The 23,795-nt window shown below is 37.2% G+C and carries 31 protein-coding genes and 1 pseudogene; 22 read left to right on the forward strand and 10 right to left on the reverse strand.

Annotated elements, in window-relative coordinates; translation table 11 throughout:
- Positions 1–24: 24 nt before the first annotated feature.
- The 3 genes from J2S17_RS17140 to J2S17_RS17150 all read left to right on the forward strand — a co-directional run bounded on the left by J2S17_RS17140 (position 25) and on the right by J2S17_RS17150 (position 2,648).
- Positions 25–594, forward strand: coding sequence for a TetR/AcrR family transcriptional regulator (locus tag J2S17_RS17140; RefSeq protein WP_307476953.1), 570 nt, complete (start codon positions 25–27; stop codon positions 592–594).
- A gap of 60 nt (positions 595–654) precedes the next feature.
- Entirely contained in the window at positions 655–2,088 is a 1,434-nt protein-coding gene (locus tag J2S17_RS17145; protein ID WP_307476955.1) for a DHA2 family efflux MFS transporter permease subunit, read from the forward strand.
- Between the two features lie 119 nt (positions 2,089–2,207).
- Complete coding sequence (locus tag J2S17_RS17150) at positions 2,208–2,648, forward strand: GNAT family N-acetyltransferase (protein ID WP_307476957.1); 441 nt, start codon at positions 2,208–2,210, stop codon at positions 2,646–2,648.
- A 291-nt stretch (positions 2,649–2,939) separates the two neighbouring features.
- Here the strand turns inward: J2S17_RS17150 and J2S17_RS17155 are convergent, their stop codons facing one another.
- Entirely contained in the window at positions 2,940–3,521 is a 582-nt protein-coding gene (locus J2S17_RS17155; protein WP_307476959.1) for an LOG family protein, read from the reverse strand.
- 87 nt (positions 3,522–3,608) lie between these two features.
- Between J2S17_RS17155 and J2S17_RS17160 the strand changes: the two genes are divergently transcribed.
- Complete coding sequence (locus J2S17_RS17160; RefSeq protein WP_307476960.1) at positions 3,609–4,439, forward strand: class I SAM-dependent methyltransferase; 831 nt, start codon at positions 3,609–3,611, stop codon at positions 4,437–4,439.
- 193 nt (positions 4,440–4,632) lie between these two features.
- Positions 4,633–5,103 carry a DinB family protein gene (locus J2S17_RS17165; RefSeq protein WP_307476962.1) on the forward strand — a complete coding sequence of 157 codons (471 nt, stop codon included), beginning with the start codon at positions 4,633–4,635 and terminating at the stop codon, positions 5,101–5,103.
- 378 nt (positions 5,104–5,481) lie between these two features.
- On the opposite strand, the gene J2S17_RS17170 is transcribed toward J2S17_RS17165, so the two are convergent.
- Together J2S17_RS17170 and J2S17_RS17175 are read right to left on the reverse strand one after the other, a co-directional pair.
- Positions 5,482–5,760 carry a hypothetical protein gene (locus tag J2S17_RS17170; RefSeq protein ID WP_307476963.1) on the reverse strand — a complete coding sequence of 93 codons (279 nt, stop codon included), beginning with the start codon at positions 5,758–5,760 and terminating at the stop codon, positions 5,482–5,484.
- Positions 5,738–5,917: a hypothetical protein gene (locus J2S17_RS17175; RefSeq protein ID WP_307476965.1), complete on the reverse strand. Its 180-nt coding sequence runs from the start codon at positions 5,915–5,917 to the stop codon at positions 5,738–5,740. The genes J2S17_RS17170 and J2S17_RS17175 overlap by 23 nt, the downstream gene beginning before the upstream one ends.
- A 241-nt stretch (positions 5,918–6,158) precedes the next feature.
- Between J2S17_RS17175 and J2S17_RS17180 the strand changes: the two genes are divergently transcribed.
- Positions 6,159–6,521, forward strand: a complete 363-nt coding sequence (locus J2S17_RS17180; protein WP_307476967.1) for a CotD family spore coat protein — start codon at positions 6,159–6,161, stop codon at positions 6,519–6,521.
- A 38-nt stretch (positions 6,522–6,559) separates the two neighbouring features.
- Here J2S17_RS17180 and J2S17_RS17185 read toward each other — a convergent pair whose 3' ends face one another.
- On the reverse strand, positions 6,560–7,510 hold the full coding sequence (locus tag J2S17_RS17185; RefSeq protein ID WP_307476969.1) for an arsenic resistance protein: 951 nt from the start codon (positions 7,508–7,510) through the stop codon (positions 6,560–6,562).
- A 141-nt stretch (positions 7,511–7,651) separates the two neighbouring features.
- Here J2S17_RS17185 and J2S17_RS17190 point away from each other — a divergent pair, with 141 nt between their 5' ends.
- The 3 genes from J2S17_RS17190 (at position 7,652) to J2S17_RS17200 (ending at position 9,515) form a co-directional block, all read left to right on the forward strand.
- The gene (locus tag J2S17_RS17190) at positions 7,652–8,053 is read left to right on the forward strand and encodes an RrF2 family transcriptional regulator (RefSeq protein WP_307476971.1); all 402 of its coding nucleotides are present in this window, start codon (positions 7,652–7,654) and stop codon (positions 8,051–8,053) included.
- Between the two features lie 73 nt (positions 8,054–8,126).
- Positions 8,127–9,032, forward strand: coding sequence for an NAD(P)/FAD-dependent oxidoreductase (locus J2S17_RS17195; RefSeq protein ID WP_307476972.1), 906 nt, complete (start codon positions 8,127–8,129; stop codon positions 9,030–9,032).
- 120 nt (positions 9,033–9,152) lie between these two features.
- Complete coding sequence (locus tag J2S17_RS17200) at positions 9,153–9,515, forward strand: YybH family protein (RefSeq protein ID WP_307476974.1); 363 nt, start codon at positions 9,153–9,155, stop codon at positions 9,513–9,515.
- Positions 9,516–10,069: 554 nt separating this feature from the next.
- Here J2S17_RS17200 and J2S17_RS17205 read toward each other — a convergent pair.
- On the reverse strand, positions 10,070–11,113 hold the full coding sequence (locus J2S17_RS17205; protein ID WP_307476976.1) for a 2,3-butanediol dehydrogenase: 1,044 nt from the start codon (positions 11,111–11,113) through the stop codon (positions 10,070–10,072).
- Positions 11,114–11,220: 107 nt separating this feature from the next.
- On the opposite strand from J2S17_RS17205, the gene J2S17_RS17210 reads away from it, so the two are divergent.
- Entirely contained in the window at positions 11,221–12,123 is a 903-nt protein-coding gene (locus tag J2S17_RS17210; protein WP_307476979.1) for a LysR family transcriptional regulator, read from the forward strand.
- Positions 12,124–12,170: 47 nt separating this feature from the next.
- On the opposite strand, the gene J2S17_RS17215 is transcribed toward J2S17_RS17210, so the two are convergent.
- Complete coding sequence (locus tag J2S17_RS17215) at positions 12,171–12,302, reverse strand: hypothetical protein (protein ID WP_307476981.1); 132 nt, start codon at positions 12,300–12,302, stop codon at positions 12,171–12,173.
- Here J2S17_RS17215 and J2S17_RS17220 point away from each other — a divergent pair.
- The 9 genes and pseudogenes from J2S17_RS17220 (at position 12,301) to J2S17_RS17260 (ending at position 19,365) form a co-directional block, all read left to right on the forward strand.
- Positions 12,301–12,633, forward strand: coding sequence for a hypothetical protein (locus J2S17_RS17220; protein ID WP_307476983.1), 333 nt, complete (start codon positions 12,301–12,303; stop codon positions 12,631–12,633). The two genes, J2S17_RS17215 and J2S17_RS17220, sit on opposite strands and share 2 nt — an antisense overlap.
- Before the next feature lie 82 nt (positions 12,634–12,715).
- Positions 12,716–13,198 (forward strand): VOC family protein, encoded by a 483-nt coding sequence (locus J2S17_RS17225; RefSeq protein WP_370875055.1) that lies wholly within the window; start codon positions 12,716–12,718, stop codon positions 13,196–13,198.
- A 139-nt stretch (positions 13,199–13,337) separates the two neighbouring features.
- Complete coding sequence (locus J2S17_RS17230) at positions 13,338–13,790, forward strand: RNA polymerase sigma factor (protein ID WP_307476987.1); 453 nt, start codon at positions 13,338–13,340, stop codon at positions 13,788–13,790.
- A 63-nt stretch (positions 13,791–13,853) separates the two neighbouring features.
- A complete protein-coding gene (locus tag J2S17_RS17235; protein WP_307476989.1) occupies positions 13,854–14,567 on the forward strand; it encodes a hypothetical protein in 714 nt (237 codons plus the stop codon).
- Between the two features lie 319 nt (positions 14,568–14,886).
- Entirely contained in the window at positions 14,887–15,381 is a 495-nt protein-coding gene (locus J2S17_RS17240) for a sigma-70 family RNA polymerase sigma factor (RefSeq protein ID WP_307476991.1), read from the forward strand.
- On the forward strand, positions 15,378–16,529 hold the full coding sequence (locus J2S17_RS17245) for an anti-sigma factor (protein ID WP_307476993.1): 1,152 nt from the start codon (positions 15,378–15,380) through the stop codon (positions 16,527–16,529). Before J2S17_RS17240 ends, J2S17_RS17245 begins: the two co-directional genes overlap by 4 nt.
- A 610-nt stretch (positions 16,530–17,139) precedes the next feature.
- Positions 17,140–17,304 (forward strand): hypothetical protein, encoded by a 165-nt coding sequence (locus J2S17_RS17250; protein ID WP_307476995.1) that lies wholly within the window; start codon positions 17,140–17,142, stop codon positions 17,302–17,304.
- Between the two features lie 18 nt (positions 17,305–17,322).
- Positions 17,323–18,174, forward strand: coding sequence for a nucleotidyltransferase domain-containing protein (locus tag J2S17_RS17255; protein WP_307476996.1), 852 nt, complete (start codon positions 17,323–17,325; stop codon positions 18,172–18,174).
- Between the two features lie 364 nt (positions 18,175–18,538).
- Positions 18,539–19,365 (forward strand): annotated as a pseudogene (locus J2S17_RS17260) (GNAT family N-acetyltransferase).
- Between the two features lie 352 nt (positions 19,366–19,717).
- Here J2S17_RS17260 and J2S17_RS17265 read toward each other — a convergent pair.
- Positions 19,718–20,212 carry a GNAT family N-acetyltransferase gene (locus J2S17_RS17265; RefSeq protein WP_307476998.1) on the reverse strand — a complete coding sequence of 165 codons (495 nt, stop codon included), beginning with the start codon at positions 20,210–20,212 and terminating at the stop codon, positions 19,718–19,720.
- A gap of 137 nt (positions 20,213–20,349) precedes the next feature.
- Between J2S17_RS17265 and J2S17_RS17270 the strand changes: the two genes are divergently transcribed.
- From J2S17_RS17270 to J2S17_RS17280, 3 genes are all read left to right on the forward strand, one after another.
- The gene (locus tag J2S17_RS17270; protein ID WP_307477000.1) at positions 20,350–20,550 is read left to right on the forward strand and encodes a hypothetical protein; all 201 of its coding nucleotides are present in this window, start codon (positions 20,350–20,352) and stop codon (positions 20,548–20,550) included.
- Positions 20,541–20,801: a GyrI-like domain-containing protein gene (locus J2S17_RS17275; protein ID WP_307477001.1), complete on the forward strand. Its 261-nt coding sequence runs from the start codon at positions 20,541–20,543 to the stop codon at positions 20,799–20,801. Before J2S17_RS17270 ends, J2S17_RS17275 begins: the two co-directional genes overlap by 10 nt.
- 351 nt (positions 20,802–21,152) lie before the next feature.
- Entirely contained in the window at positions 21,153–21,581 is a 429-nt protein-coding gene (locus J2S17_RS17280; RefSeq protein ID WP_307477003.1) for a DUF4275 family protein, read from the forward strand.
- A 145-nt stretch (positions 21,582–21,726) separates the two neighbouring features.
- On the opposite strand, the gene J2S17_RS17285 is transcribed toward J2S17_RS17280, so the two are convergent.
- The 3 genes from J2S17_RS17285 to J2S17_RS17295 form a co-directional block, all read right to left on the reverse strand.
- Positions 21,727–22,173, reverse strand: coding sequence for a GyrI-like domain-containing protein (locus tag J2S17_RS17285; protein ID WP_307477005.1), 447 nt, complete (start codon positions 22,171–22,173; stop codon positions 21,727–21,729).
- A 167-nt stretch (positions 22,174–22,340) separates the two neighbouring features.
- Positions 22,341–23,093: a DUF1129 family protein gene (locus J2S17_RS17290; protein WP_307477007.1), complete on the reverse strand. Its 753-nt coding sequence runs from the start codon at positions 23,091–23,093 to the stop codon at positions 22,341–22,343.
- Entirely contained in the window at positions 23,086–23,421 is a 336-nt protein-coding gene (locus J2S17_RS17295; RefSeq protein ID WP_307477009.1) for a PadR family transcriptional regulator, read from the reverse strand. Before J2S17_RS17295 ends, J2S17_RS17290 begins: the two co-directional genes overlap by 8 nt.
- Between the last annotated feature and the right edge of the window lie 374 nt (positions 23,422–23,795).

The raw sequence follows: 23,795 nt of genomic DNA on the forward strand, positions 1-23,795 counted from the left end.
ATAATTAACTGAGGTGTCTTAAAGATGAGTGCGAAAAACGATTCAAGGGAAAAAATCCTTACAGCAGCGACTCGGCTTTTTCATATTCAAGGCTATCATGCAACAGGGTTAAATCAAATTTTAAAGGAAAGCGGAGCACCAAAAGGATCCCTTTACTACCATTTTCCAAATGGGAAAGAGCAGCTTGCAATTGAAGCGGTAGAGGTCATGGCTCTTTATATTGAAAGTGATGTAAAGGAACATATGGCTCAATTTGACGACCCTGTTAAAGGGATTCATTTTCATATTAAGAGTATCGCTAAGAAATTCGATGATATCGAGAATCTTAAATCTCTTCCGGTCGGACTTTTAGCTGCAGAAACGTCCTTAATTAGTGAACCAATGCGGAAAGCATGCCAGAACACCTTTAAAAGATGGGAACAAATCTATTGCAATAAACTGATTGAAACCGGCTATGAACCGGCCTTTGCCGAAGATATTAGCATCGTGATTAACTGCATGATAGAGGGAGCGATTACCCGATCATTAACAAATAAAAATGGTTCACCTCTGTACTTAATCGCTGATAGTATTCAATTGCTTCTACGGAAGTGATTGATTATATGACAATTTTATATAGACTGGTCTAATAATATATATTGGAGGATTTTTTAAGTGTCTAACACATCACATACACAAACTGAACAGGCAAAAATAAGACCTGTTCCCATCGCCATCGCACTAATGATCGGTGCTTTTATCGGTCTTTTCAGTGAGACGGCCTTAAATATGGCATTTACAAATATCATGGAGCAATTTCAAATAGAACCACATGTCGTGCAATGGTTAACAACTGGTTACCTGCTTGTTCTAGGGATTCTTGTACCTATATCAGGTTTATTACTTCAATGGTTCACGACAAGGCAGTTATTTATTGCATCATTAACCTTTTCAATTATAGGAGCATTGATTGGAGCGTTTGCACCAAGTTTTGAGCTAATTTTGCTGTCTCGATTAGTGCAAGCAATTGGTACAGCTTTATTGCTTCCATTAATGACGAATGTGATTTTGCTTATATTCCCACCGAATAAGAGGGGAACAGTTATGGGGACAATGGGCCTCGTAATTATGTGCGCTCCAGCGGTCGGACCAACATTGGCTGGTCTGCTTGTTGATAGCTGGGGTTGGCAATCGATTTTCTGGATGTTCATACCAGTCTTATTGTTCACACTCATCTTTGGTCTGATCTTCATGCAAAACGTTTCAACTATAACGAAGCCGAAGATAGATATTATCTCAATCAGCCTTTCCACTATTGGCTTTGGCGGAATTGTTTATGGGTTCAGCAGCGCTGGAGAAGGTGCCGGATCTTGGGGCGAAATAAATGTGCTATTGCCTATCATTGTCGGTTTTGTCAGCTTAATCCTATTTGTAATCCGCCAGTTGAAAATGGAGCAGCCGATGCTGGACTTGCGAGTATTTAAGTTTCCAATGTTCTCTATCAGCACCTTAATGGTCTTCATTTGTATGATGATTATCCTATCATCAGCTATACTTTTACCGTTGTATCTAAAAGGTGGACTATTAATGACAGCACTGGCTGCAGGCTTAGTATTGCTACCTGGCGGATTTATAAATGGAATCATGTCACCAATTACCGGACGCTTATTTGATAGGTTTGGTCCGAAATATTTAGTGATGCCTGGATTTATTTTAACAACAGTCATGACATTTCTTTTTACAAATATCTCGACTGATACAAGTACAATTACGGTTATTTTCATGCACGCGATTCTATTTATCGGTGTAGCGATGATCATGATGCCATCGCAAACAAATGGTTTAAATCAGCTTCCTAAACAGAATTATCCAGATGGCTCTGCCATCATGAATACACTCTCGCAAATTGCCGGTGCAATTGGTACAGCCGTTGCAGTTAGTATCATGGCTGCAGGTCAAGCTGGCTACATTGCAGCAGCGAGCTCAAACAACCCTAATGTAATGCCTGAAGCACTGACTGCTGGAGTCCAAAATGCATTCCTGTTTGCCTTTATTGCTTCTATTATCGGATTAATTGTTTCATTCTTTGTGAAGAGAGTAAAAGTTTAATATGGAAGGAAAGCAAACCCTAACGTTGTGAATAGGGTTTGCTTTTTTTATAGACTATATTATTTTAATAGTCAATTAAATCTATGATACACTACAAGAAAAACGAATGGACGAGGATAATGAACATTAGAAAGCCGACTCAATCAGAATACGAACAAATATTAAATCAGTCACCACAGGCCATATTTGATGGCACATTGAGAGAAGCGAGACCAAATCGGGAGAAAATAGAGAAAATGGTTTTCGCGATTTTATCCCAAGGCGGATATTATCTAATAGCTGAAGAGAATCATTGTATAACGGGGTGGATCCTTATCGGTTCTAATAAGGATCAGTTTACGGAAAGGGAATATGGATTTATATATGAATTATTCGTCGCCGCTGAATTTCGGGGCAATGGCATATCAACTCAGCTGATGAAGGCAGGCATTGACTGTCTAAAAGATGAGGGGTACAGTGAGGTTCGCTTGAGTGCATTTGTAGAGAATCATGCGGTGAAATTATATGAAAAGCTTGGATTTAAATCAAGGAAAGTAACCATGAGTTTATCGTTAAAATGAAAGTGGGCTAAATGTAGATTAGGAATCATATCGGCGCTTATTTTGATATATCGCCAATCATTCAAATATAACGACTAAAAACCTAAATATAGCGTCGATTTATGGAAAGCCTCGATCCACAACACTCTAAACCATTTTTAAAATATTGGCCAATCCTCAGTATAGAGGATTGGTTGTTAAAAGATAAGAAAGTATAAATTTTTCAAAAAGAAAGATGTCTAGCGCAAGCGCCTACCCCCCCCCGAGGTCTTAAGCCTGTCGGAGGTGAGCAAGGCGCTTGCGCTTTTCTTATCAGGATTGGCTTTTCTTCATAAATGTTTTCACTTCAGGTGGGGAATAGGTATAAAACTTTTGGATCAAATGGGCAGGGTCGGCATCAACCAGCGCCATTGAGACAAATTTGTCTTGTAAAAATTGTTGCTCATTCATATGGGTGAAAAAGGAAATAAGCAAATCATAATAATGATCAATATTCAGAATTCCAATGGGTTTCTGATGCAAACCAAGCTGCCCCCAAGTAAATACTTCAAAGAATTCTTCCAATGTTCCAGTCCCGCCAGGTAATATAATAAACCCATCCGCCAGTTGCTCCATTCTGTGCTTTCGTTCATGCATGGAATCAACTGTAATTAATTCTGTCAGATGAGGGTGCGCGATTTCCTTATCCTGCAAAAAACGGGGGAGAACGCCAATAACTTTCCCGCCTGCTTCAAGCACACCATCCGCCACTGCTCCCATCAGCCCTATGCAGGATCCTCCATATACGAGAGCGATACCTCGCTTGGCTAATTCCTTCCCAAGCGCTTCAGCCCCTTTTTTATAAGTAGGAAGTGCTCCATCACCAGATCCACAAAAGACTGCGATTGTGTTCAAATTTTTCTACCCCCTGATTAGTTAAATGAATTATACTTATTGAAAGTATAGCAAAAATTCTAATAAATTGAAGTGGCGGGTGGGGTTATGAATAGTGTCGATCATATTGCTGAATGTATGGCGACGAGTGGGGATGTTCAAAGAGTGCAAACAGCACATCGATTGAAATTAGCAGAATTTTGGAATATTAAGGAAGGCGATAAAATTCTTGAAATCGGTTGCGGCCAAGGCGATACAACAGCAGTTCTCGCTTTTTTAGTGGGGGAGATGGGCCTTGTACATGGCGTTGATATTGCCTCTCCATCCTATGGCTCTCCATTAACATTAGGAGAATCGATGGAATACCTGCTTCAATCCCGTCTAGGGAACCAAATTCATATTGATTTTTGCATGGATATATTATCCGAAAAAGTAGACTTTATGGAAAAAACTTTTGATCATATTGTTTTCTCTCATTGCTCCTGGTACTTAAATTCAATCGATGAATTTGCAGCTGTCATGAACAAAGTGAGGAAATGGGGTAAAAATCTATGCTTTGCAGAGTGGGATACTAGAATCAGCACAGTGGAGCAATATCCGCATCTCTTATCTGTCCTTATACAAGCACAATATGAATCATTTAAGCATGAAACCGATTCGAATATCAGGACATTATTTACACCTTACGATATCCAATCAGTCGTTAAAGACGCAGGCTGGGAGATTACGAAGGAGCATATCATTTTCTCGCCTGACCTTCAGGATGCTAAATGGGAAGTCAATAAATTAGCAACGGACTTGATTGATGAGCTTGATAGAATAGAGGATATGCCGGACAAGCTTAGGCTGCTTATTCACTCTCAAATGTCGATTCTGGAAGACTTTAGGGTAACAAATGAAATCACTCCATTGTCTGTCTATGCTTTTACTGCGGAATAAGGGGGCCTTGCTAGGGCCTTTTTTTGGTTTGGAGACAGGCAGAAAGGAAAATATGCCCGTTCTGTAATTCCACACTCGGGACAGATTGTGGAATAAGAAAAAGCAGGATGTTTTATAAAAATGCAGAATCTTAATAGAGGTATTTTTTTATTGTTTTTTTTTAGAATTCTAGATATTCAAGGAGGAGATGACTTTGAGACGAATTGACTTACTTTTAAACGTACTAGATTCAACATTCGATAAAGAGAGTTGGTATGCACCGTTTAAAGATGCTGTAGAAGGACTTACAGCCGAACAGGCTATCTGGAAACCATCTGGAGAGGCAACTAAAACCATTTGGGAGAACATTAATCATCTTATTTATTACAAAGAGAGTCTTGCTGCAAACTTGGAAGGCCGTGAATGGACACATAATCTCGACGGTGATCAAACCTTTTATCTTACCGATCAATCTAATGATGATAAGGAATGGAAGAAAGTCGTTGAACGTTCCGAAAACGCTCAACGCAATTTAAGACAGGTATTGAGTACAATTTCCGACCGAGAGCTTGATCAAAATTCACTCGAGGGGAAATTTATGGACAACATGCTTCATGATGCATATCATACAGGACAAATTATTCAATTAAGAAAAATGCAAGGGACATGGCCATCAAATCGTTGACCGATCGAAGAAATATTTTGGTTTGGTAACTTTAAAATAGGAGTTTCATGGTTATTACATTAAAGGGTGCGATTGTTGAGCATGAAAATTTAAACAATTTTATTTTAACCCCGTCCTTACCTCAGAACGGGGTTATACGTGTTTGAGGTTTGAAAATTTAAAAAAACTTACCCTTTTTTAAAAAATGAATCTTAGATTTTCTTAAAAACAGTATCATCAATATTATGGATCTCGTCAATCAATAATTTTAAGTAGCCAGTAAAATATTGTTCTGAAGTAGCTGTATAATTTTCATTAATATATCTTTACCAATCTGATTCAATTGTAAGTCGGAATAATTGTATATATTTTCAAACTTATCAATATCCTATTCATCAATTAAATAAGTGGTAAATGAACCAGCTTGATTATAGAAATCCAGGAAAGCGCATCGTCTGTGGCCGTTTTACTTGCTGAATGGAGCGTGCTTTGTGAGAAAGAAGAATCGGCTATTTTATACATAGGCAGGCTTTTATTTTGATCGATAAAATACTTCATTATTTCGTGTATAGGCGCGCCATAATTAGGAAAAGCGGAGGAGCCATGCTCATTTTGAGTATAAACAGCAAAGCCTTCTTGTGTTAAAGCTCCATTTTCATAGGAGGAAGATCCACCCATCCTCAAACAAAACATGTGTAAGCTCATGCACGATTGGGGGTGTATTTAAATCAATTTCAAAAAGTTGAATATCTCCACGACTGGCTAAAGATTGTCCATATCCACGATTTAAATACAGATTAATATGCTCAGGTCTTTCATACCCGATACTAATCAAATGAATGGAAGGATAAAGGCAAACCTTCGGGATGGGTGGTTGGAAATGAGATGTTATTGGAAACTTGAGGGAAATGGTGATCTGTTATTGGATGGATGATTGCAAGTATTCAAACTAAGTTCTAAATTGTAGGGTCTATCATTTTTCTTATATAACATTTCTGTATATAGGTGAATGCAATGGACAACTTAAAAGTCCATACATACCCTAATAAGGAATATAAAAGAATGGAGGTCTTATAGTGAATTATAAACATTGGAACAACCAGCCTAACCAACAGGTGGCAGGAGCATGGGACAATCAATGGAACAATGGGCAAGGTTTTCCTAAACATTGTGCACCTCAAGTTTCACCAACTCAGCAAGGTCCATCCCAAGTCTCACCTACTCAACAGTATGTGAATACAAATGTATCCAACACTGAGATTAATCATGTTCATCCTAGTCACACGACAAATGTTAATAAGCATATGACTACTCACAAGCATTATTTCCCACATACTGAATCTGTCGTAAATGATATTCAAGAGCAGCATATTATGTGTGGAAAACCTCACAACCCTTGTCCGCCGCCATGCGGACCAAAAAAACCATTTGGTTGGTAATAGTAAAAGTCCCTCGAATTCGGGGGACTTTTAGTTTATTAAAACTTTTTTCTAGTTTGAAGTAATACTTGAGAAACAGCTGCCAAGACTGGCAGCTCAATTAAAGGTCCGATCACTAACGCCAAAGCAATCAACGGCTGATCAGGAAAAGCTGTGACAGCAATGGCAAGTGCAACCGGGGAGTTCCTCGCGATGACCGTTAAGTTTAAGCTAACGGTATCTTCATATGAAAATTTGAGAAGTTTCCCAATAAGTTTCGATATAATGAAATTGAAAAGAAAGTAAAGCAGGACAGGTATGATAAGTACATAAATGACGGCCAAATTACTCATTAAATAGGAACCTTGTGATGCGAACATGGCCGTAATTGCAAGTGATAAAAAGCCAATCTGGGCCGACGAAAAGAAGGGAATCAGATGTTCCTTTAATAGAACCTGCTTCTTTCTAAGCAAAAATCTGGTCAAATGGGCCAAAGTAAATGGCAGTAAGAGAACGAAAATAATACTTTCTATAATTGTTGACAGAGATACTGATTCAATCGTGCCCGCGAAAATAAATAAATAGATAGGCAGCAACAATACTTGCAGGATTAAATTAATGGGCAGAATGGAAGTAGCTAAGGGAACATTTCCCTTAGCGATAGAGGTGAAAACAAGATACCAGTCGGTGCATGGTGTCACCATTAACATGATAAACCCGATCCATAACGCTGGGTGGTCACTTAAGAAAACTGCACCCAGTCCCCAAGCAAAAACAGGTGTCCAAATGAAATTTATGATAGTTGATGCACTTAGAAACTTTATATTTTTAAATGCATCCTTTAAATTTTTCAATGGAATCGTTAAAAATAAACCATAGAGCATGAATACTAAAAATGGTAAGATAACTGCCTCTGCATGCGTTTTAAAAAATGTGAACTGACCTAATAAAAGGCCTATACCTACAGAAAATAAAATGATTAGAGTTTGAAATTTTTCAAAAAAATTCATGTTTTTGTCCTTATTTAGTAGTAACTATAGTTTATCAATAGTATCAGGAAAAATAAATGAATATAGAGCAATAAATTAGACATTTAATTTAATAAACGATATTATAGATGCTTAAAGTCCGTAATAGAGGTGGCGAATCTGATGAAGTACTCAAAGGCAACTAACTATGCACTCCATACAATGGTGTATTTAGCAGCCGTTTCACCTGATAAACGTCTAGGTGTACAGCAGTTAGCTGAACGTTTCGACGTTTCTCCCACATACTTGTCGAAAATATTAACAAAGCTTGTAAAGGCGGGAATGATTGCATCAGTTTCCGGTGCAAATGGCGGATATAAATTGAAGCCAAGCTGGGAAAAGATATCATTCATGGATGTGATTGATGCAATTGAAGGCTCTGACTCTTTATTCGATTGTAATCTTAATCACCAGTCTGACTGCGTGATTCAACAGGTAATGGAGTCTGCAGAAGAAGAGATGGAGAACAAATTAAAAAAACAAAAAATCGCTGATATTGCCAAGAAAATAACGGTGGATCACTAAGCCACCTTGTTTTGCTTATATTACGGATATTAAAGAGTTATTAAATCTATAATATGAATGAAAGGATGATCACATGATGATATATGATTGTATAGTAATTGGGGCTGGTCCGGCGGGGTTAAGCGCTACTTTAACATTAGGAAGAGCAAGGAGAAATGTGGCTGTTATCGACAATGGAACGAATCGAAATCGGATCACAAAGGAAGCGCATGGCTATCTGACACGAGACAATATTAAGCCAGAAGAGTTCCGCCAAATCGGTCTAAGTGAATTAAGAAATTACCCTTCCATCTCCGTCTTTCAAGCAACTGTGAACGAAATTAAGAAAGATGAAGCTGCAAATCAATTTTTAGTTCACACTGCTGATGGGCAGAAGCATCGATCAGAAAAAATCATTTTGGCGACAGGTGTCCAAGAGGAATTTAAGCATGAGGATGTAAGAGGCCATTATGGAATAAGCTTGTTTAGCTGCCCTTATTGTGACGGTTGGGAACTTCGGGATCAACCGCTTGTCATCATAGCTGAAGAGGAAGAACATGCCAATCACCTGACTAAGCTCGTTTATAACTGGTCAACCGACCTTGTAGTAGCTACTAACGGTGGCGAGATGGCTCAGTCTAACAAAGATAAACTGGAGTCAAAGGGAATTCTCTTGAAGACAGAACCAATCAAATCTTTACATGGAAAAGACGGTTATCTAGAGGAGATTGAATTTATTTCTGGAGAACGAATACAAAGAAAAGGGGGATTTGTTGCCCCTTCATTTTACCGGCCAAACCATTTTCTTGAACAACTGGGATGTGATCTTGACGAATCGGGTGCTGCAGTTACTGATGGAGCCGGTCGTACGTCGCAAAATCATATTTATATTGCTGGTGAGACAGAACAAGGGGGATCCACTTCATTATTATTTGCAGCAGCAGCTGGAAGCAAAGCGGCGTTTGCTGTGAATATGGATTTGACGACTGAACGATTTTAATCAAAATAAAATGCTAGACCCGCCACCTTAAAAATGGCGGGTCTTTATTAACAAATCTATATATTGATCTATTGAAAAAAGGTATGATGATAAGAAAAGAGAGAGCTTAGGGAGGATAGGATGAAAACATATCAGGATGCTCTAAATAACTATATTGTGGCAACCAATTCTCACGACTTTAGTAATGTGAAGAGACTATTACACCCAGAAGCTGTCTTTTTGTTTTCCGATCTAACATGTACAACTCTGGATGAAATCGGACATTATTTTAATCATGCTTGGAATGTGATAAAAGAAGAAGTATATTCTGCAACAAATATTCAATGGATCGCGGTCGATGAAAAAATAGCCACCTGTATCTATACCTATCATTATCATGGTTATCAAGATGGGAAGTTTGTTTCAGGGAGCGGAAGGGCTACAAATGTATTTACATTTGTTGAGGGTGAGTGGAAGTTGATTCATGAGCATTTGAGCAGCTAAAGCGAATTTGCATTTAAGGGTAACTAGTTTGGACAACTAGTGCCCGAATGACAGGAAAAAGGAGAAATAGGTTAACTAGTTGGAGCAACTAGTGCCCGAATGACAGGAAAAAGAAGAAAAAGGGTAACTAGTTGGTGCATCTAGTGCCCGAATGACAGGAAAAAGAAGAAAAAGGGTAACTAGTTGGGACAACTAGTGCCCGAATGACAGGAAAAAGAAGAAACAGGGTAACTAGTTGGTGCATCTAGTGCCCGAATGACAGGAAAAAGAAGAAACAGGGTAACTAGTTGAATTGAATAGGATCGGGTTTGTCAAATTAAGTGTGTAAATTATTCTAGGTAGGTAAGGGCACGTTCTTTCAGCTTTTCGTGGAGTAAGGATTGATTCATGACCATTGACCAATTTTGAATATGTCCCGGGTCACCTTTGTTAAGTTGCCCCTTTTATACCTGAAATTCCATTTCTGTCGCAGCAAAATCATCAGACTGATTATAGTAAAGGTTATTTTCAAAATAAAAAGGCCTAATGTTTATCTCACATTAGGCCCAATCTACTTAGTTGTTTGTTGGTTTCACCAAAATTTTTGCTTGTTTCACATCGTTCGTTAATTGATTGAAGCCTTGGTCAATAAGGTCATCTAGCTGAATTTTCTTTGTGATGACTTGTTTAACATCTAATCTTCCTGTAGCAATCATATCAATCACTTCCGGGAAGATATGACGATAGGCAAGTGTGGAAGTAATATCGGCAGCCTTAAACATGATCTGTCCCATATCGATGGAAACAGGCTTTGAATAGACGGCAATCGCCATTACTTGTCCGCCTTGACGAACAGAAGCCACTGCATTTGTCATAGTAGGCTGAACGCCAGCAGCTTCATACGCTACATTTACCCCGCCATTTGTTAATTGCAAAATCGTAGCAGCGATATCATCACGGCTTCCATTAATGATGGTAGTTGCCCCTAATTCTTTCGCTTTTTTAAGTCGTTCCTCAGACAAGTCGACAACAATCATTTGGGTGGCTCCAGCAGCCTTTGCTGACAATAAGGTTAGTAGACCAATTGGGCCAGCGCCGAAGATTGCTACAGAGTCGCCGGCTTTTAGCTTGCTTTCTCTAACAGCATAGAAAGATACGGCAGCTGGTTCAACCAATGCCCCTTCTTCAAAAGAAACATTGTCTGGCAATACATGGACCATGTTTTCATCTACAACTACATATTCAGCAAATCCGCCATCACGGTTCAATCCTACAAACCCGACTTGGTTACATTGATTATAATATCCTCTTTTACAAGCGTAACATTCGCCACAGTAGATTAACGGCTCGATAGCTACTCTCTCGCCAACCTGATGACCCGATACATCTTCACCAAGTTCTACAATTGTGCCGGAAAATTCATGTCCTAGGGTAATCGGAGGTTTTTGTCCGCTAATAGGATGTGCCTCTTTACTTAATCCATGTGCATAAGCATGGAGGTCACTTCCGCAGATCCCTGTCCATTCTACTTTAACTTTTATTTGACTCGATGAAACAACTGGTTCCTCAATCTGTTCAATACGAACATCTTTAATATCATGCCATACTGCTGCTTTCATCTTTTTCATCCCCTTTTTTTATTACAATTGTATTATATCAATTTGCCTATTTAATTAAAAGTTAATATAATTTAATATGTATTAACTATTACTTAAGGATGATGAGAGTGAATATCGAACAATTGAATTATATCGTTGAAGTTTCCAAAGCCAAATCGCTTGCAGTAGCCGCGAAAACATTGAATGTTAGTCAATCTGCACTAAGCCAGGCGATTACAAAATTAGAATCTGAGTTGAATTTAAAAGTATTTAATCGTACAAGGACAGGGGCTGTGACAACAAAAGAAGGAGATAGGATAGTTGAAAAAGCGCAAAATGCGCTGCATGCCATTTATGAAATTAAAGAAGAAGCGCATAAGCAACTGAATAGCCTAAACGACATTCTAAGAATCTCTGCGATCCCTGGACTTACAAGTCCAATAATAGATACGTATCTGTCCTGTAAAGAAAAGACGCCGATATTCAAATTGGAAGTGCACGAAAAGGGCAGCATGGAAATCATTCATGACATTCAAAACGAAGACATTGATATAGGTTTTATTGCTCTTAAGAAAGAGAATATGGATCTTGTTAATGATCTGCTATTCACACCAGTTGTAACAGGGAAAATCCTTGCCTTTGTTTCTAGGTACTCCCCCTTAGCTGAGAATGATATCTTAACAGCAGACATGTTGAAGCAACAGACATTTGTTTTATATAGAGACGAGTATGTCCAGGAATTTATTGCCCACTTTCAAAGGGTGCATGGTCCTGTGGAAGTATTCTTTACTGCAACAAGCATTGAAGCGATTTTAAAAGCGGTGATTGAGATTGATGCGGTGTCCATCGGCCATGATATCTCAGCTATTTATTTCCCGAAGGACCACATCGATCAATATCAGACTTTAGAGATCGAAGGTTATACGGATTCCCCGTTTAGATTTGGCTGGATACAGAAGAAGGATTATAAACTATCAAAGGAGGCAAGTAAATTTATCCAGGAGGTCAATAATATCCTATTGAAGCAATAATTAAATAAGCTTGAAAAAGAGAGGCTTATTAGCAGCAAGCAGTTAGTTCAAGCAGGCAAGCCAAATAAGAAAATATACTCGATTACTGCCGATGGGAAAGCTGAGCTCGTCACTTGGCTGCTTACCCCACCGGAACAGCCAAAATTAAAAGATCCTTTCTTGATGCATGCTTTTTTCATGGACTATATTCCCTCCGATGAAGCCATTTTAAAATTGAAGATATATAAAAAAGAACGTGAACAAAGACTGCAGAAAATCAAAAAAGCCGTACAAGAACGTTTGCAGAGCATCAAAGAAAGAAACGTGATGAAAGCAAGGATCATTATCAGTTCTGCTGTTCTAAGACGCAGGATTGAACAAGAAGTAAAATATATTAAATGGTGTGAGGACTCTATTCGATTAATAGAGTCGTGTAAATTTTTATGGGACGAAAAGGATGAAAGGCCATTTGCGTACTCTGATGTTGAGACGGCGCTCGAGGCGTATTTTGCTGAATTGATCGAGTTTTAATCTCCATATAAAGTCGTAGAACACCTCCTTCTTTTTGCTGTTATTAGTAATCTCCCTTAATGCTATTCTTTACTTATAAGGAGTGAGGATATTGATTAAAGGTTTATATGAAGCACACTTACCGGTGAGGAATCTGCAGCGCTCAATTGAATTTTATCTTAAGTTAAATTTGGAGATTGCATATCAGTCAGATCAATTGGTTTTCTTTTGGATTGAAAAAGGAAAGAGCTGGATCGGGCTGTGGGAAACAGCTCAAGTAAATATCCCTTACCATGCCTCAATCAGACATATTGCATTAACTATTGATAAAGATGACATGTATCAAGCAAAAAAATGGCTCGAAGTTAGAGGCATACAAGTGAAGACAAGCTTTGGTTTTACTTCAGACAATCAGCCGCTTGTCTTACCAAATAATCGGCAAGCACATGCAGCGATCTACTTTGATGATCCTGACGGCAACTCGATTGAATTCATTTCTCCCTTAAGATTGGATGTGGAAGAGGAATTCAAAATGATGAGTTTGGAAGATTGGGACTTACGGGGAAAGCAGATATCAGCTGATTGAAAAATAATAATAAAGTAGGCGATTCTTTACAAAGGGAATCGCTTTTTTTGTATGACAGTAAAAAATTCATGCAAGAGTGTAACTTAATATGAAGAATTCCGTTGTTAATGTAAGAAACAACTAGAAAGGCGGTGAACCAATGAATCAAGATATTATAGATCAACGATTGAACGAAATGTATTTTACATACTGTAATGATGTTTATCAATATCTATTTTTTATGGTTGGTGATCATGAACTGGCAAAGGATTTGATGCAGGATACCTTTATTCGTGCATTTACAAAAATAGAATCATTTGAAGGACATCATATAAAAAGCTGGTTATTCCGGATTGCGCGCAATTTGACCATTGATTATATAAGGAAGAAGAAGCCTTTAGCATACATAATAGATTCGATCTCACCCATCATGACAACAGACTATTCGCCTGAACAAATATTATTGTTCAATGAAACAGAGAAACTATTATACATTGCATTAAATAACCTCAAAAGGTCTTATCGCGAAATAATCATTTTAAGAAAACTAAAAGAATTTTCCATAAGCGAGTCCTGCGAAATCCTTGGGTGGACAGAAAGTAAAGTAAAGTAAAGGTTCATTTATTTAGGGCAATGAAGGCTTTAAAAAAAGAATTGGAAAAGGAGGGATATTCTCATGAATCCATTTAAAGAGAGGAATGAGTTGGATAGCAGCTTTTCATCAATGAGTGAAAAGGTTCACTTATCTAAAGAAGAACAAGATGAAATATGGATTAAAATGATCAGGGCAAAAAAGACACTGCCAAATAGAAAAAGAAAACCATCAAAGTGGGTCTACTTTATACAAGCTGGGTCTGCAGCAATCATAATATTGATATTAATTATGCCTTTTATAAATAATCAGCCGCCGCTCAATGTTGACTCTAATGAGTTTGACCGCTTTTTTCACAATAAAATGCAAGCTATGCATAATGGTGAAAAGGATTATGAGTACCTCTTGGTCCATACACAATTCAATAGGGTTCAGAAGGGGGATGCCATCGCTGTATTTAAAGAATATACCGAACGAGGGGAACAGATTTTTATTGCCTATTTAAAAAAAGAAAATAACAAATGGGAATGGAAGCAAACAAGAGGGGCAGCGTGGGACACACCAGTAAAATGGTCCGCTATGAACGAGTTTCCATATATCTATTCCGGCGCTTTAAGCGATCAAAATGTGACCGCTGTATACGCCGGTGAGGAAGAAGCAGAAATAATAGAGGTAGAGAAAAACAAACGGTTTTGGTTTGCAATTAGTCCAATAGCCAAAGTGAAAGTTAAGTATAAAATGAAGGATGGGACGGGGGAAATAATTGAAGAAAAAGATGAGAGTATGTTGTTGAATTGATATTTACAAACGGGTTGTTGAGTATCAGTATCCAATGGCAAGCATCTATCTGTTTAGCGGATGCTTTTTTTTTTGGAGAAATATAGCTTCAAAGGGAAAGTCAGTCGCAATGATGGGAGTAAATAAATCTTAAAATAAATGCCCTTCAGAAGATAAAGCCTAAAATGGAGAGCAAATAAGTCGGAAATAATTGTCCCTCAAAGAAAGAAATCCCCCCAAAAAAGAAACTAAATCATAAAATATGAATTACAATAAAATAAATTTCATGTTTTTTGTTACCTTTTTCATTCTCATACGTGTTATTAGTGGGGAGGGGCTAATGAAGGAAAATATTGATGGCATTTATAGTACTTATTTTCATGATATTTATCGTTTTCTCCTGTCCCTATGCCAGGATCACCACACAACGGAGGATCTTGTTCAGGAAACGTTTTTCCGTGCGCATCTTTTCATTGAAAATTATGATGGAGAAAATGTAAAAACATGGTTGTTTACTGTAGCTCATAACGCATTTATTGATCATTATCGGAAGCATAAGGGGACAGTCATCCAGGAGCAAGGTTTTTTCATTTCATTATTTGACAGAAAGAAAGATCCTGTTGATGCGATTGTCGATCGGGAAGAAATCAAGGAGATTATCCATCTGTTAAAGGATCTGCCTGAAAAACATAAATATGCCGTACTTTTGCATGATTTTCACGGATTATCCTACAATGAAGCCTCGCAGGTGATGAATGTGAAGCCGAGTCATTTTAAAGTTTTGTTATTCCGCGGCAGACAAGGGATCAGACAGAGGAGGAACAAAGAGCGATGAGCGATGATTTTAAAAGAAAGCTGGAAGCTTATGAAAAAGGGAAGCTTTCTGATACAGAATTGGAAGAGTTTGAAAAAGATCTTGAAAAATTAGAAGCCTACCAAGAATTCATGGAAGAAAATCACCCAACAGAAACAACCAGTTTAGCTATGAATGAAAAAAGGGCAAAGAAAATATTAAAGCGGAGCAAATGGAGAGCCAGGCTACAGACTGCCTTTATGGCAATCGCAATATTTATCGGGTTTACCATAGTTACTTCCATATTGTCTGCGGTCTACTATTCATGGGGTACACAGGATCGGATGGAGGTTTATAGAAGTGTGATCGATTATACGATGACTGTAACAGATCCTTATGGGGATATGGGTGGAACAAGCACTAACTCAACGCCTTATTTTGGTTTGAAAACCCAGAGAGATTTAAAGAAAAGAGTCGGCGATGAAGTCATCAAAGTCGGCGAGCTTAAGACAAATTTTCTATTTTCCATGATGAGTTATCCAGAAAGAGAATACTTTGGCAGTCTTACTGAACAAGCACCCGTTTTTTCATATCCGGGATCAGAAGAAAGAGGTATGTCAGGTTGGGATAGACTAAAAAATCTTCCAGAAGGGACAGTGGTTTCCGCATATGTATCCTTTGCTGAATTACTGGATACAGATCAAGTTTTTCAAAATTTTAATGGAAAAGAGATGAAACTGCTATGGTTAGCTGTTGATACTGGCAGCGAAGGAAACGATGATCATGGGAGCATTTTCGAACCATTTGGGTTTCCTAACTATCCAATCTGGCATGATGACGATATGATACTAGACTCAAGAGAGGAAGAAAAGGGATTGTTCGGCAGCCGAGTGATTTCAGAAGGTCATTCCTCTCCTGAATATAATGAGGGTGATACCGAGGTTCTTCATAAGCAATTTTTAAAAACCCTGAATTTCTTAGAAGATAATGAAAAGAAAGTGAACAAATTTCTTTTTGGGAAAACAGACCTTTCAAAACAAATTAAATACCTTGAGAAAAATGGCTTCCAACATTATGGTGTTGTCATCACTGGTCCTACAAAGGAAATATTAAAGCTGCAGGATGAAGAATGGATCAGTGCACTTGAAGTTGATGAGGTTAGATTGTGGAATTGGGATGGATTGAAGTAGTTTCGAAAAAGACTGGTGATTGCCAGTTCTTTTTTTATATGAGACTGGCCAACCGCTGTTTTATCTGTTCGCCTAATCCAACATTTTATTTAAGACAAGGATATTGTAAAAATTTGTAGAATATTCTTTTACTAGGTAAGTTGATTATCTATTTGGACTCGATTCTGATATCTTTCAAAACGTGAAACAATTTATTCATACCTAATGGAGGTTAATCAAATGGGAGAGACAAAGAAATACCACAGAGCTTTTGGCGTTTATGGTATCTGTATAGAAGAGCAAAAGCTATTGGTTATTAACTAAAGGCTCTTTTCAAAAAGATTGTTGTTTTTTCATAGGTTTTGATAAGACAAAACATTGATGAAAAAGTTGATTGGGGCGGAAAGCGAGCACCTGAGAGGAAATCAACAACTGCTGTGAAAAGCAAACAAGTATAAGAAAACAGCCTAACTAGTAAAGAGTTAAGAAAGTGAGAGGATGATGGAAATAGAAATAGAAATGAACTTTTTCTGGATAGCTTTAGCACTATTTTTTTTAGGCTATTTTATTAATGATGGATTAAGGAATTTTAAAAATCCTAAAAAAGGGTCAAAATATCAATATTTTATAAATGAAAGAGACCTCCATTTATTATTTTAATTTGAACCGCAGTGTCATAACAGAGCTGCTGGCAAAATATCCAAATGCACCGAAAATTATATTGAATGGCCAGACCTACTACCCTTCCAGTCAATTCCAGGAATGGCTTACCAAGATTGACTTTAGAGATGAATAGAGATGATATGGGGTGTTTATGATAGAACTAAAAAATATTGGCGGTTATTGCAGTAAAGATGACAATGGGTTTTTATTAAATGATACAAGTGCTAACAAGATAAATGAAAAGCATATACACATCATCGAAGCGCTGAAGAGTGAACTCACTAAGGTTTTTAATGAGAAGGTACACAGTATGTATATTAGAGGTTCGATTGCTAGAGGACTAAGTGTGGATCATCTATCAGATTTGGATGCGATTATCGTTTTGAACGAAGCACAGACTGAAGAGGAAACTGAGATTTTAAAAGAGGTTGAGCAGAATCTATTAAGTTTATACCCTTTTATGATGGATGTTGATTTGAACATTGTGACAAAAGATGAAGTCCTGAATAGAGCAACTTTTACCATGATGGCATTTATTATCAAAACCTATAGTCTCTGTGTGGAAGGAGAGGATTTGAGTTATCAGATTTCAAGTTTCAAAGTGGATGCTGCTCTTGCCAATGAGCATCTGGTTGTACTAGAAGAGCAATTAATTGAGGCGCGATTAGCGTTTGTCGATAATGACGATGAAGAAGATATAATAGATTGCTGCCGATGGATTATGAAGATCATTGTCAGAGCTGGCTTGGCATTGGTGGCAGTTGCGGAGAACAAATACACGAGGGATCTATATCCGGCTTATTTACTGTTTGCAGAACATTATCGTGATCAAAAGTCCAATATGAAACAAGCTCTAGCTTATGCGATTGATCCTATAAGCAATTGCTCGGAACTTTTACAATTCCTTAGCAAGTTCGGTGAATGGATGAAACAAGAATCGGACAAGTGGCTATTAAAATATAATCCGCAAAAAAACAGGGATTTGCCAATGGTTAAGGATTAGCAGAGCTTGGACCATTCAAGCTCCGCTATAATTTATCGAATATCATTTCGAGCAACTGATTAAGGTCTTCGGGGAAGGAGTGCCCATACTCTCTTTAACCATCTACTTGCACTTGATGTTATTAGTTTCTAATTGTTTAAATATAATGCTTTATCATAAAAAGGATCTTTTATACCATTGGAAATTTCAAAGGTGTTATTGCGGTTTGTCGAATGGTTCTTTGACAATAACTTTACTGTACCTGCAAATAAGATGCATAGAACACGTTCTAATGAGAGAACAGTAAATATATGTTTTGAGAAAATGGATAATGATGTTGCAGGGTCGGAAAGTTAGGATTCCTATCAAAGCGGAGGGGGATAAAATGAAGATAAAAGAATTAAACAGAAGCGATTTCCACAGATGTAGAAAAATAATTAATCAGTGTGGCCAATTAGAAGTGAGGTCAGTAGTAGCTGGAATCAATCCAGGCCGCTATTTGTTGATGATCTTGCTTCACCCTCCACTGGAATGATATGGCTTGGCAATAATGATGGATTCATCTTTATTGGACATGAACGAAATGAAGCATTTAATACTGATATCAACCGATTGATTGATGAAGAAGTGGCACCAGAAGCAAGAAATCTAAAATGGTTTGAAGGTATGGGGAATCATTCGGGCTGGGATCAAACCTTACCGGTAATTTTCAATCATCGCAAGTATGGGACTTGGAGTCAAAAGGTTTATACTTTAAAAATAGAGGATTATCAATCGGAAAGTGAACCAGCCACTCCAGATGGCTATGATTTGCAAAAGATCACCGCAGAGTTATATGAAAACCAAGATGAATCCATCAATAATATTAGTTTTCTACATTCTAAGATAGATGAATTTTGGTCTTCACCAAAGCATTTTTTTAGCCAGGGAATCGGTTATTGTGCACTACATAAAGGGGAAATGGTCAGCACTTGTTTTTCTGGTTTTGTTGCAGACAATGTACATGGCATTGATATTGAAACGAAAAGCGCTCATCAAGGTAAAAAAATTGCGCAAGGACTGGCTCATTTCTTTGTCCAAGAATGTTTTAAGAAAGATATGATTCCCTATTGGGACTGCATGGAAAATAATTATCCTTCTAAAGCAATTGCCGAAAGCCTTGGCTTTAATAATGTGTTTAATTATGTCGGTTATGATTTCTGCATGATTTGAAGGAGAGAGTGGATTGAACGCTATTATTTATTTTCTGTCTCAGTTACTATTATTCAGCATCCTCATCACAGGCGGGTACTTTGCTAATTTATATATAAGCAAACCATTTAGGTCTCTAGATCTCATTACTATAGTAATATCCGTTGTTATTCTATAGTTTACTATTGAGCTAAATGGTCGATTAAACCTATTCATTTGTCTTATAAAATTCTCATTTCTGTATTAGCAGTAATCAATGCGATCATCGTTATAGGTGTTTTATTAGGGGAGTTAACAGTCTATTAACATAAATTTTCATACGATTTTCTGCAACAATCAAGAATATCAGCATAAAGCTACTACTGATAGAAAGTTAGAGTCTTTTTTCATACTTACAATGTTCATCGAATACTCCTGTTAGATGAAAGCCGTTATCTAGATAAAATTGATTCAATTTTTTATTATTCTCAATACAATCTAATCTTAGGATTGATTTTCCATTTTTCTTGCAATATTCCTCTGCACATCGTAGGGCAATTTTGCCGATCCCTGACCCAATGCTAAGTCGTGAAACTGCTAATCTATGAAGATATACGGCTTGGTCATCTAACTTTCCCCAGGTATGGATATCCCATTCACTTTGTAGATCATAGAGAGTAAAAGTAGCAATCATTCTCTGATCCTTTTTCATTAGAAAAGTTTGCTTATTCCTTATAGCCTCTCGGATTTCATCGTCTTCACCGCCTGCGGCGAGAAACCCCCATTGATCAATTTCCTTTTCTTTTAACCAAAAGGAGACATCCTTTAAAAAGTGGATTAATAGATATTCATCCTTGCCTTGAGCCAGTTTTACTTCGTATTCACTCAATTCTAATCAACTCCTAACATATGGGTTACTCTTTTATTCTCTACCAATAAGAATGAATCCTTTGAAGAGATAGAGGGGATTGTAAGATTTTGTAGAATATTCCTTTGATAAAAACTTTAAATGGAGAGCTAAGGAAGATGCGAATTAAAAATGTCGGAGAAACGAAGATAGTAGGCTTCCATATCCTTTGTGAGGGAGAACAATACCCACAAGAAATACGCAAAGTTGAAAAATGCTGGGAAAGAAAAAGTGAAATTAGTCATTCGCAAATGCCTGATGTGCAGATGGCGTTGCAGAAGATATATGTGGAGATAAAGATGGCTATTGGATGGGAATAGAGGTAACTGAATTCAAAGATATCCCTAAGGGAATGGCTTCATTAACAATTCCACCACAAACATATGCCTCGATCATTCATACGGGACCAAGCCACTTAGTTAGAGAGAGCTATGAGTATTTGCATGAACAGATGAACAACCAAGGACTACAGCGGTCTATGGAGGCATGGACTTTAGAGTTTTGCCAGGAAGGCAGTAAATTAGAAAGGCCGATTGAGTTGTTGGATCCTATCTTTCCTGTAAGGAAGTAAGTACTAATAGATAGCCTTTGTTAAATAGATTATTTAATAAGGGGGAGACATCTGCATATATTTTTAAGCATGTATTTAATTGGTTTTTTAGGTGGGGGGTGGTGTTATGCCCTTATATGTTTTGTGAGTAAAGAATTAAGCGTAAAAATAGGAGTTTAACCGTCACAGTGATAGGCGTTTCGCAAAACGGTCATATATGTGAGAAGCTTCGACAATCATTTACATGAGGGAAATCCAACCATTATAATTGGATTGAATCGTTTAAAACAGGAAATTGAAACCACCGATGCGGATAGTACGGTTTATGGAGAAGCTGAATGAAGAAAAAACGAAGGATAGCAGGGGAAAGATATGCAGTTAATAGATAAATTGCAGCAAAAAAAGATGAAAATACAGGAAATACCTAAGTGGGGCTATTATTTAAGAAAACAATGGGAGCTTCACTATGTTCATCATTTAAGCACCGAAGAAAAAGAAGCAATCTATCTATTTAATGAAAGGTATGCTTCAGGATTTTTATGGCATGTATTTAGTTATGAAAAACGAGATCATCTTAAAGAAGAAAAGGCAGTGGCAGCTTTTAATCAGCAAATAAAGGGAAGCTGTTATCTGTTTTACCAGCATTCTGATGATGCAATGATCCTGCAATCAGCCAACAGGATGAAGGCAGAAGATATACTGGAGGAAGAGGATATCTATATTGTAGATAAAGATTTTAAATGGACATATGTAAAAACTCATGAAGCGGGATACTATGGCCCTTATTTTAGCAGGAAATAAATACTGTTTGGGAGGATATAAGATAGCCTTTTCTATCCTTGACATTGATTTTACGAAGATAATTGACAAAAACGCTTAGAGTGTTTTAAGCTCTAAGCGTTTTTAACTAATCATTCTTTTAATGTGTAATTTTGAAGTTATACTTTTAAGAATGGATTGGCAAGTAAACCTCGACTTCTTCTTCTGAGTTTTCTACAGGATGATAGGTTTCCACAATATAAGAATCTAAGTCTCTATCATAATTCTGCTCTTTCGCCCAATTTAGTAGATGTAAGTGAAGGTTACTGATATCAGTTATTTTCCCTCTAGCTGTTACGTAATGCTGATCTTTCTCAATATACTCCATTCCAGAAGGAACTTCATTTAAAGTATCATTAACAATCAATCCGACATAATAGTTGCCCTCTAGATGATTGATATTTTTTTTGGGTTCAAATAAAGCAATTTCAGTTGACGAACGACTTTCAACTTCTTTGGACCTAGTTAAGAACTGCTGTGCGAGAGCAGGGACTTCCACACCGAAGGCCTCAAAGGATCCGTGTCCTTTAATACCTACTAACTTAAAAACTTGTTTAACCTTTTTACATTCCATCATAACCCCTCCGATTAAATAGCTTTATTTTTCGAAACGGACATCCTTAATTCCAATATATAGAAATTATGTTGCATTTATTTTACCATAAATTACTAAAGTAATTAATTCTTAACTTTCGGAAAAAGAAAAAGAACCCATCTCTTTATAAATGGATTCTCCAAAGGTTATGCTTTTTTCTGCCTTTTAGTCACAACAAATAAGTAAACAGCAATTCCACCAAACGTTATAGTTGTTGAGAGCGAGATTTGCGTCTTAGGATCAATGCTCATTTGATTGAGAACCAAATCTGGTAAGACGAGAAAAGCTAAAAAGATTAACACGATCCAAGTCTTAGACCAAAATGATACAGCGACTAGGAATGCGAAGGTTAATAGTGCGATGATTAATGTACTAATCTCACTGAAATTGACAACCGGAGTAGTGATTCGTTGATCTAAAAGAATCAAACCTATAAATAATAAAAGCGAGAACAAGGAATAGAGAAAGTAAAGGCTATACTCTTTTGTTTTTGATAGTGAATTTGCTGCAATATATTTAAACATCATAAAGACTGCTCCAATCAGTAATGCAACAATAAAGGTTAAACCTATCACATTTAGTAATGAGAAGGAAAGATTCCCACTAGCAGCTCTCGTTAAAATGGTATAAGAGAAGACACCGAGGATAATCGTAACGATGAATTTTATCCAGGCCTTTTTATCAAAGGCCATTTCCGCTGCCAGTTGCTCCATATAATCTTTTGGAGAATGGCCGATGATATGTTGCACTGATTTGCCTTCTGATTCAGCTAGTCTAAGATGATCGGTTAATTCCTCTACGATTTCGTTTGATTCTCTTTCATTCTTTCCGCTTGAAACCAAATAGATTTGTAGATTATCTAAGAATTTTTGACTTTCTTTTGACAAGTTTTTATTCATTTTTCTGCCCCTTCGTTTGTAACACGCTGTTTACAGATTTTTGTAGTGATTCCCATCTAACAATAAATTGTTGCAATTCCTGTTCCCCTTTTACAGTAAGTGAATAGTACTTTCTTTTTGGTCCGGCAATTGATTTTTTTAAAGTAGAAGTGACAAGTTCTTCTTTTTGCATGCGCATCAGCAGAGGATAGATTGTGCCTTCACTGAAAGAATCAAATCCGTATTGCTCAAGTCTCTCTGCCAATTCATACCCATACACTTCTTTTTCGTGAATGATCGCTAAGATGCAGCCATCAATAATGCCTTTGAGCATTTGAGTTGTAGACAATATTTTGACCTTCCTTCATATGTCTTGTAATACAAGATAGATAAATAGTATCATCGTATATCTTGTAATGCAAGGTAAATTTTCCAAAAAGAATAAAAAGGATTTAATCTCACTTTGCTGAATGATTTAATTTATGAGGGAGGGGATGAAATGATTTTTTTATTTAATGCTTTTAGAAATTATTTGGGCTGAAGGGTCGATTTATATTGTAGGATTCCAAGAAGGTATGAAACAATGGAAATCTTTATTAAAGGGAGAGGGCAACCTAGTATGCAGTGAAATCTCATGGCTCCATTCCAACCCAACTAAAGCAAGCAATTTTGGGAGCAAGGGTATCCCGAAATCGACACAGTTTCCAACAAAATCAATCAAAT

Source organism: Cytobacillus purgationiresistens, from assembly GCF_030813235.1.
GTDB classification, from domain to species: Bacteria; Bacillota; Bacilli; order Bacillales; family Cytobacillaceae; genus Cytobacillus; species Cytobacillus purgationiresistens.

Bases quoted from the DNA above. Each gene is read 5' to 3' on its own strand.
- J2S17_RS17140 (WP_307476953.1), top strand. From the start codon at position 25: ATGAGTGCGAAAAACGATTCAAGGGAAAAAATCCTTACAGCAGCGACT.
- J2S17_RS17150 (WP_307476957.1), top strand. From the start codon at position 2,208: ATGAACATTAGAAAGCCGACTCAATCAGAATACGAACAAATATTAAAT.
- J2S17_RS17160 (WP_307476960.1), top strand. From the start codon at position 3,609: ATGAATAGTGTCGATCATATTGCTGAATGTATGGCGACGAGTGGGGAT.
- J2S17_RS17170 (WP_307476963.1), bottom strand. From the start codon at position 5,760: ATGGGTGGATCTTCCTCCTATGAAAATGGAGCTTTAACACAAGAAGGC.
- J2S17_RS17185 (WP_307476969.1), bottom strand. From the start codon at position 7,510: ATGAATTTTTTTGAAAAATTTCAAACTCTAATCATTTTATTTTCTGTA.
- J2S17_RS17190 (WP_307476971.1), top strand. From the start codon at position 7,652: ATGAAGTACTCAAAGGCAACTAACTATGCACTCCATACAATGGTGTAT.
- J2S17_RS17195 (WP_307476972.1), top strand. From the start codon at position 8,127: ATGATGATATATGATTGTATAGTAATTGGGGCTGGTCCGGCGGGGTTA.
- J2S17_RS17200 (WP_307476974.1), top strand. From the start codon at position 9,153: ATGAAAACATATCAGGATGCTCTAAATAACTATATTGTGGCAACCAAT.
- J2S17_RS17205 (WP_307476976.1), bottom strand. From the start codon at position 11,113: ATGAAAGCAGCAGTATGGCATGATATTAAAGATGTTCGTATTGAACAG.
- J2S17_RS17220 (WP_307476983.1), top strand. From the start codon at position 12,301: ATGGACTATATTCCCTCCGATGAAGCCATTTTAAAATTGAAGATATAT.
- J2S17_RS17215 (WP_307476981.1), bottom strand. From the start codon at position 12,302: ATGAAAAAAGCATGCATCAAGAAAGGATCTTTTAATTTTGGCTGTTCC.
- J2S17_RS17230 (WP_307476987.1), top strand. From the start codon at position 13,338: ATGAATCAAGATATTATAGATCAACGATTGAACGAAATGTATTTTACA.
- J2S17_RS17235 (WP_307476989.1), top strand. From the start codon at position 13,854: ATGAATCCATTTAAAGAGAGGAATGAGTTGGATAGCAGCTTTTCATCA.
- J2S17_RS17240 (WP_307476991.1), top strand. From the start codon at position 14,887: ATGAAGGAAAATATTGATGGCATTTATAGTACTTATTTTCATGATATT.
- J2S17_RS17245 (WP_307476993.1), top strand. From the start codon at position 15,378: ATGAGCGATGATTTTAAAAGAAAGCTGGAAGCTTATGAAAAAGGGAAG.
- J2S17_RS17250 (WP_307476995.1), top strand. From the start codon at position 17,140: ATGAAAGAGACCTCCATTTATTATTTTAATTTGAACCGCAGTGTCATA.
- J2S17_RS17255 (WP_307476996.1), top strand. From the start codon at position 17,323: ATGATAGAACTAAAAAATATTGGCGGTTATTGCAGTAAAGATGACAAT.
- J2S17_RS17270 (WP_307477000.1), top strand. From the start codon at position 20,350: ATGCGAATTAAAAATGTCGGAGAAACGAAGATAGTAGGCTTCCATATC.
- J2S17_RS17275 (WP_307477001.1), top strand. From the start codon at position 20,541: ATGGGAATAGAGGTAACTGAATTCAAAGATATCCCTAAGGGAATGGCT.
- J2S17_RS17280 (WP_307477003.1), top strand. From the start codon at position 21,153: ATGCAGTTAATAGATAAATTGCAGCAAAAAAAGATGAAAATACAGGAA.
- J2S17_RS17285 (WP_307477005.1), bottom strand. From the start codon at position 22,173: ATGGAATGTAAAAAGGTTAAACAAGTTTTTAAGTTAGTAGGTATTAAA.
- J2S17_RS17290 (WP_307477007.1), bottom strand. From the start codon at position 23,093: ATGAATAAAAACTTGTCAAAAGAAAGTCAAAAATTCTTAGATAATCTA.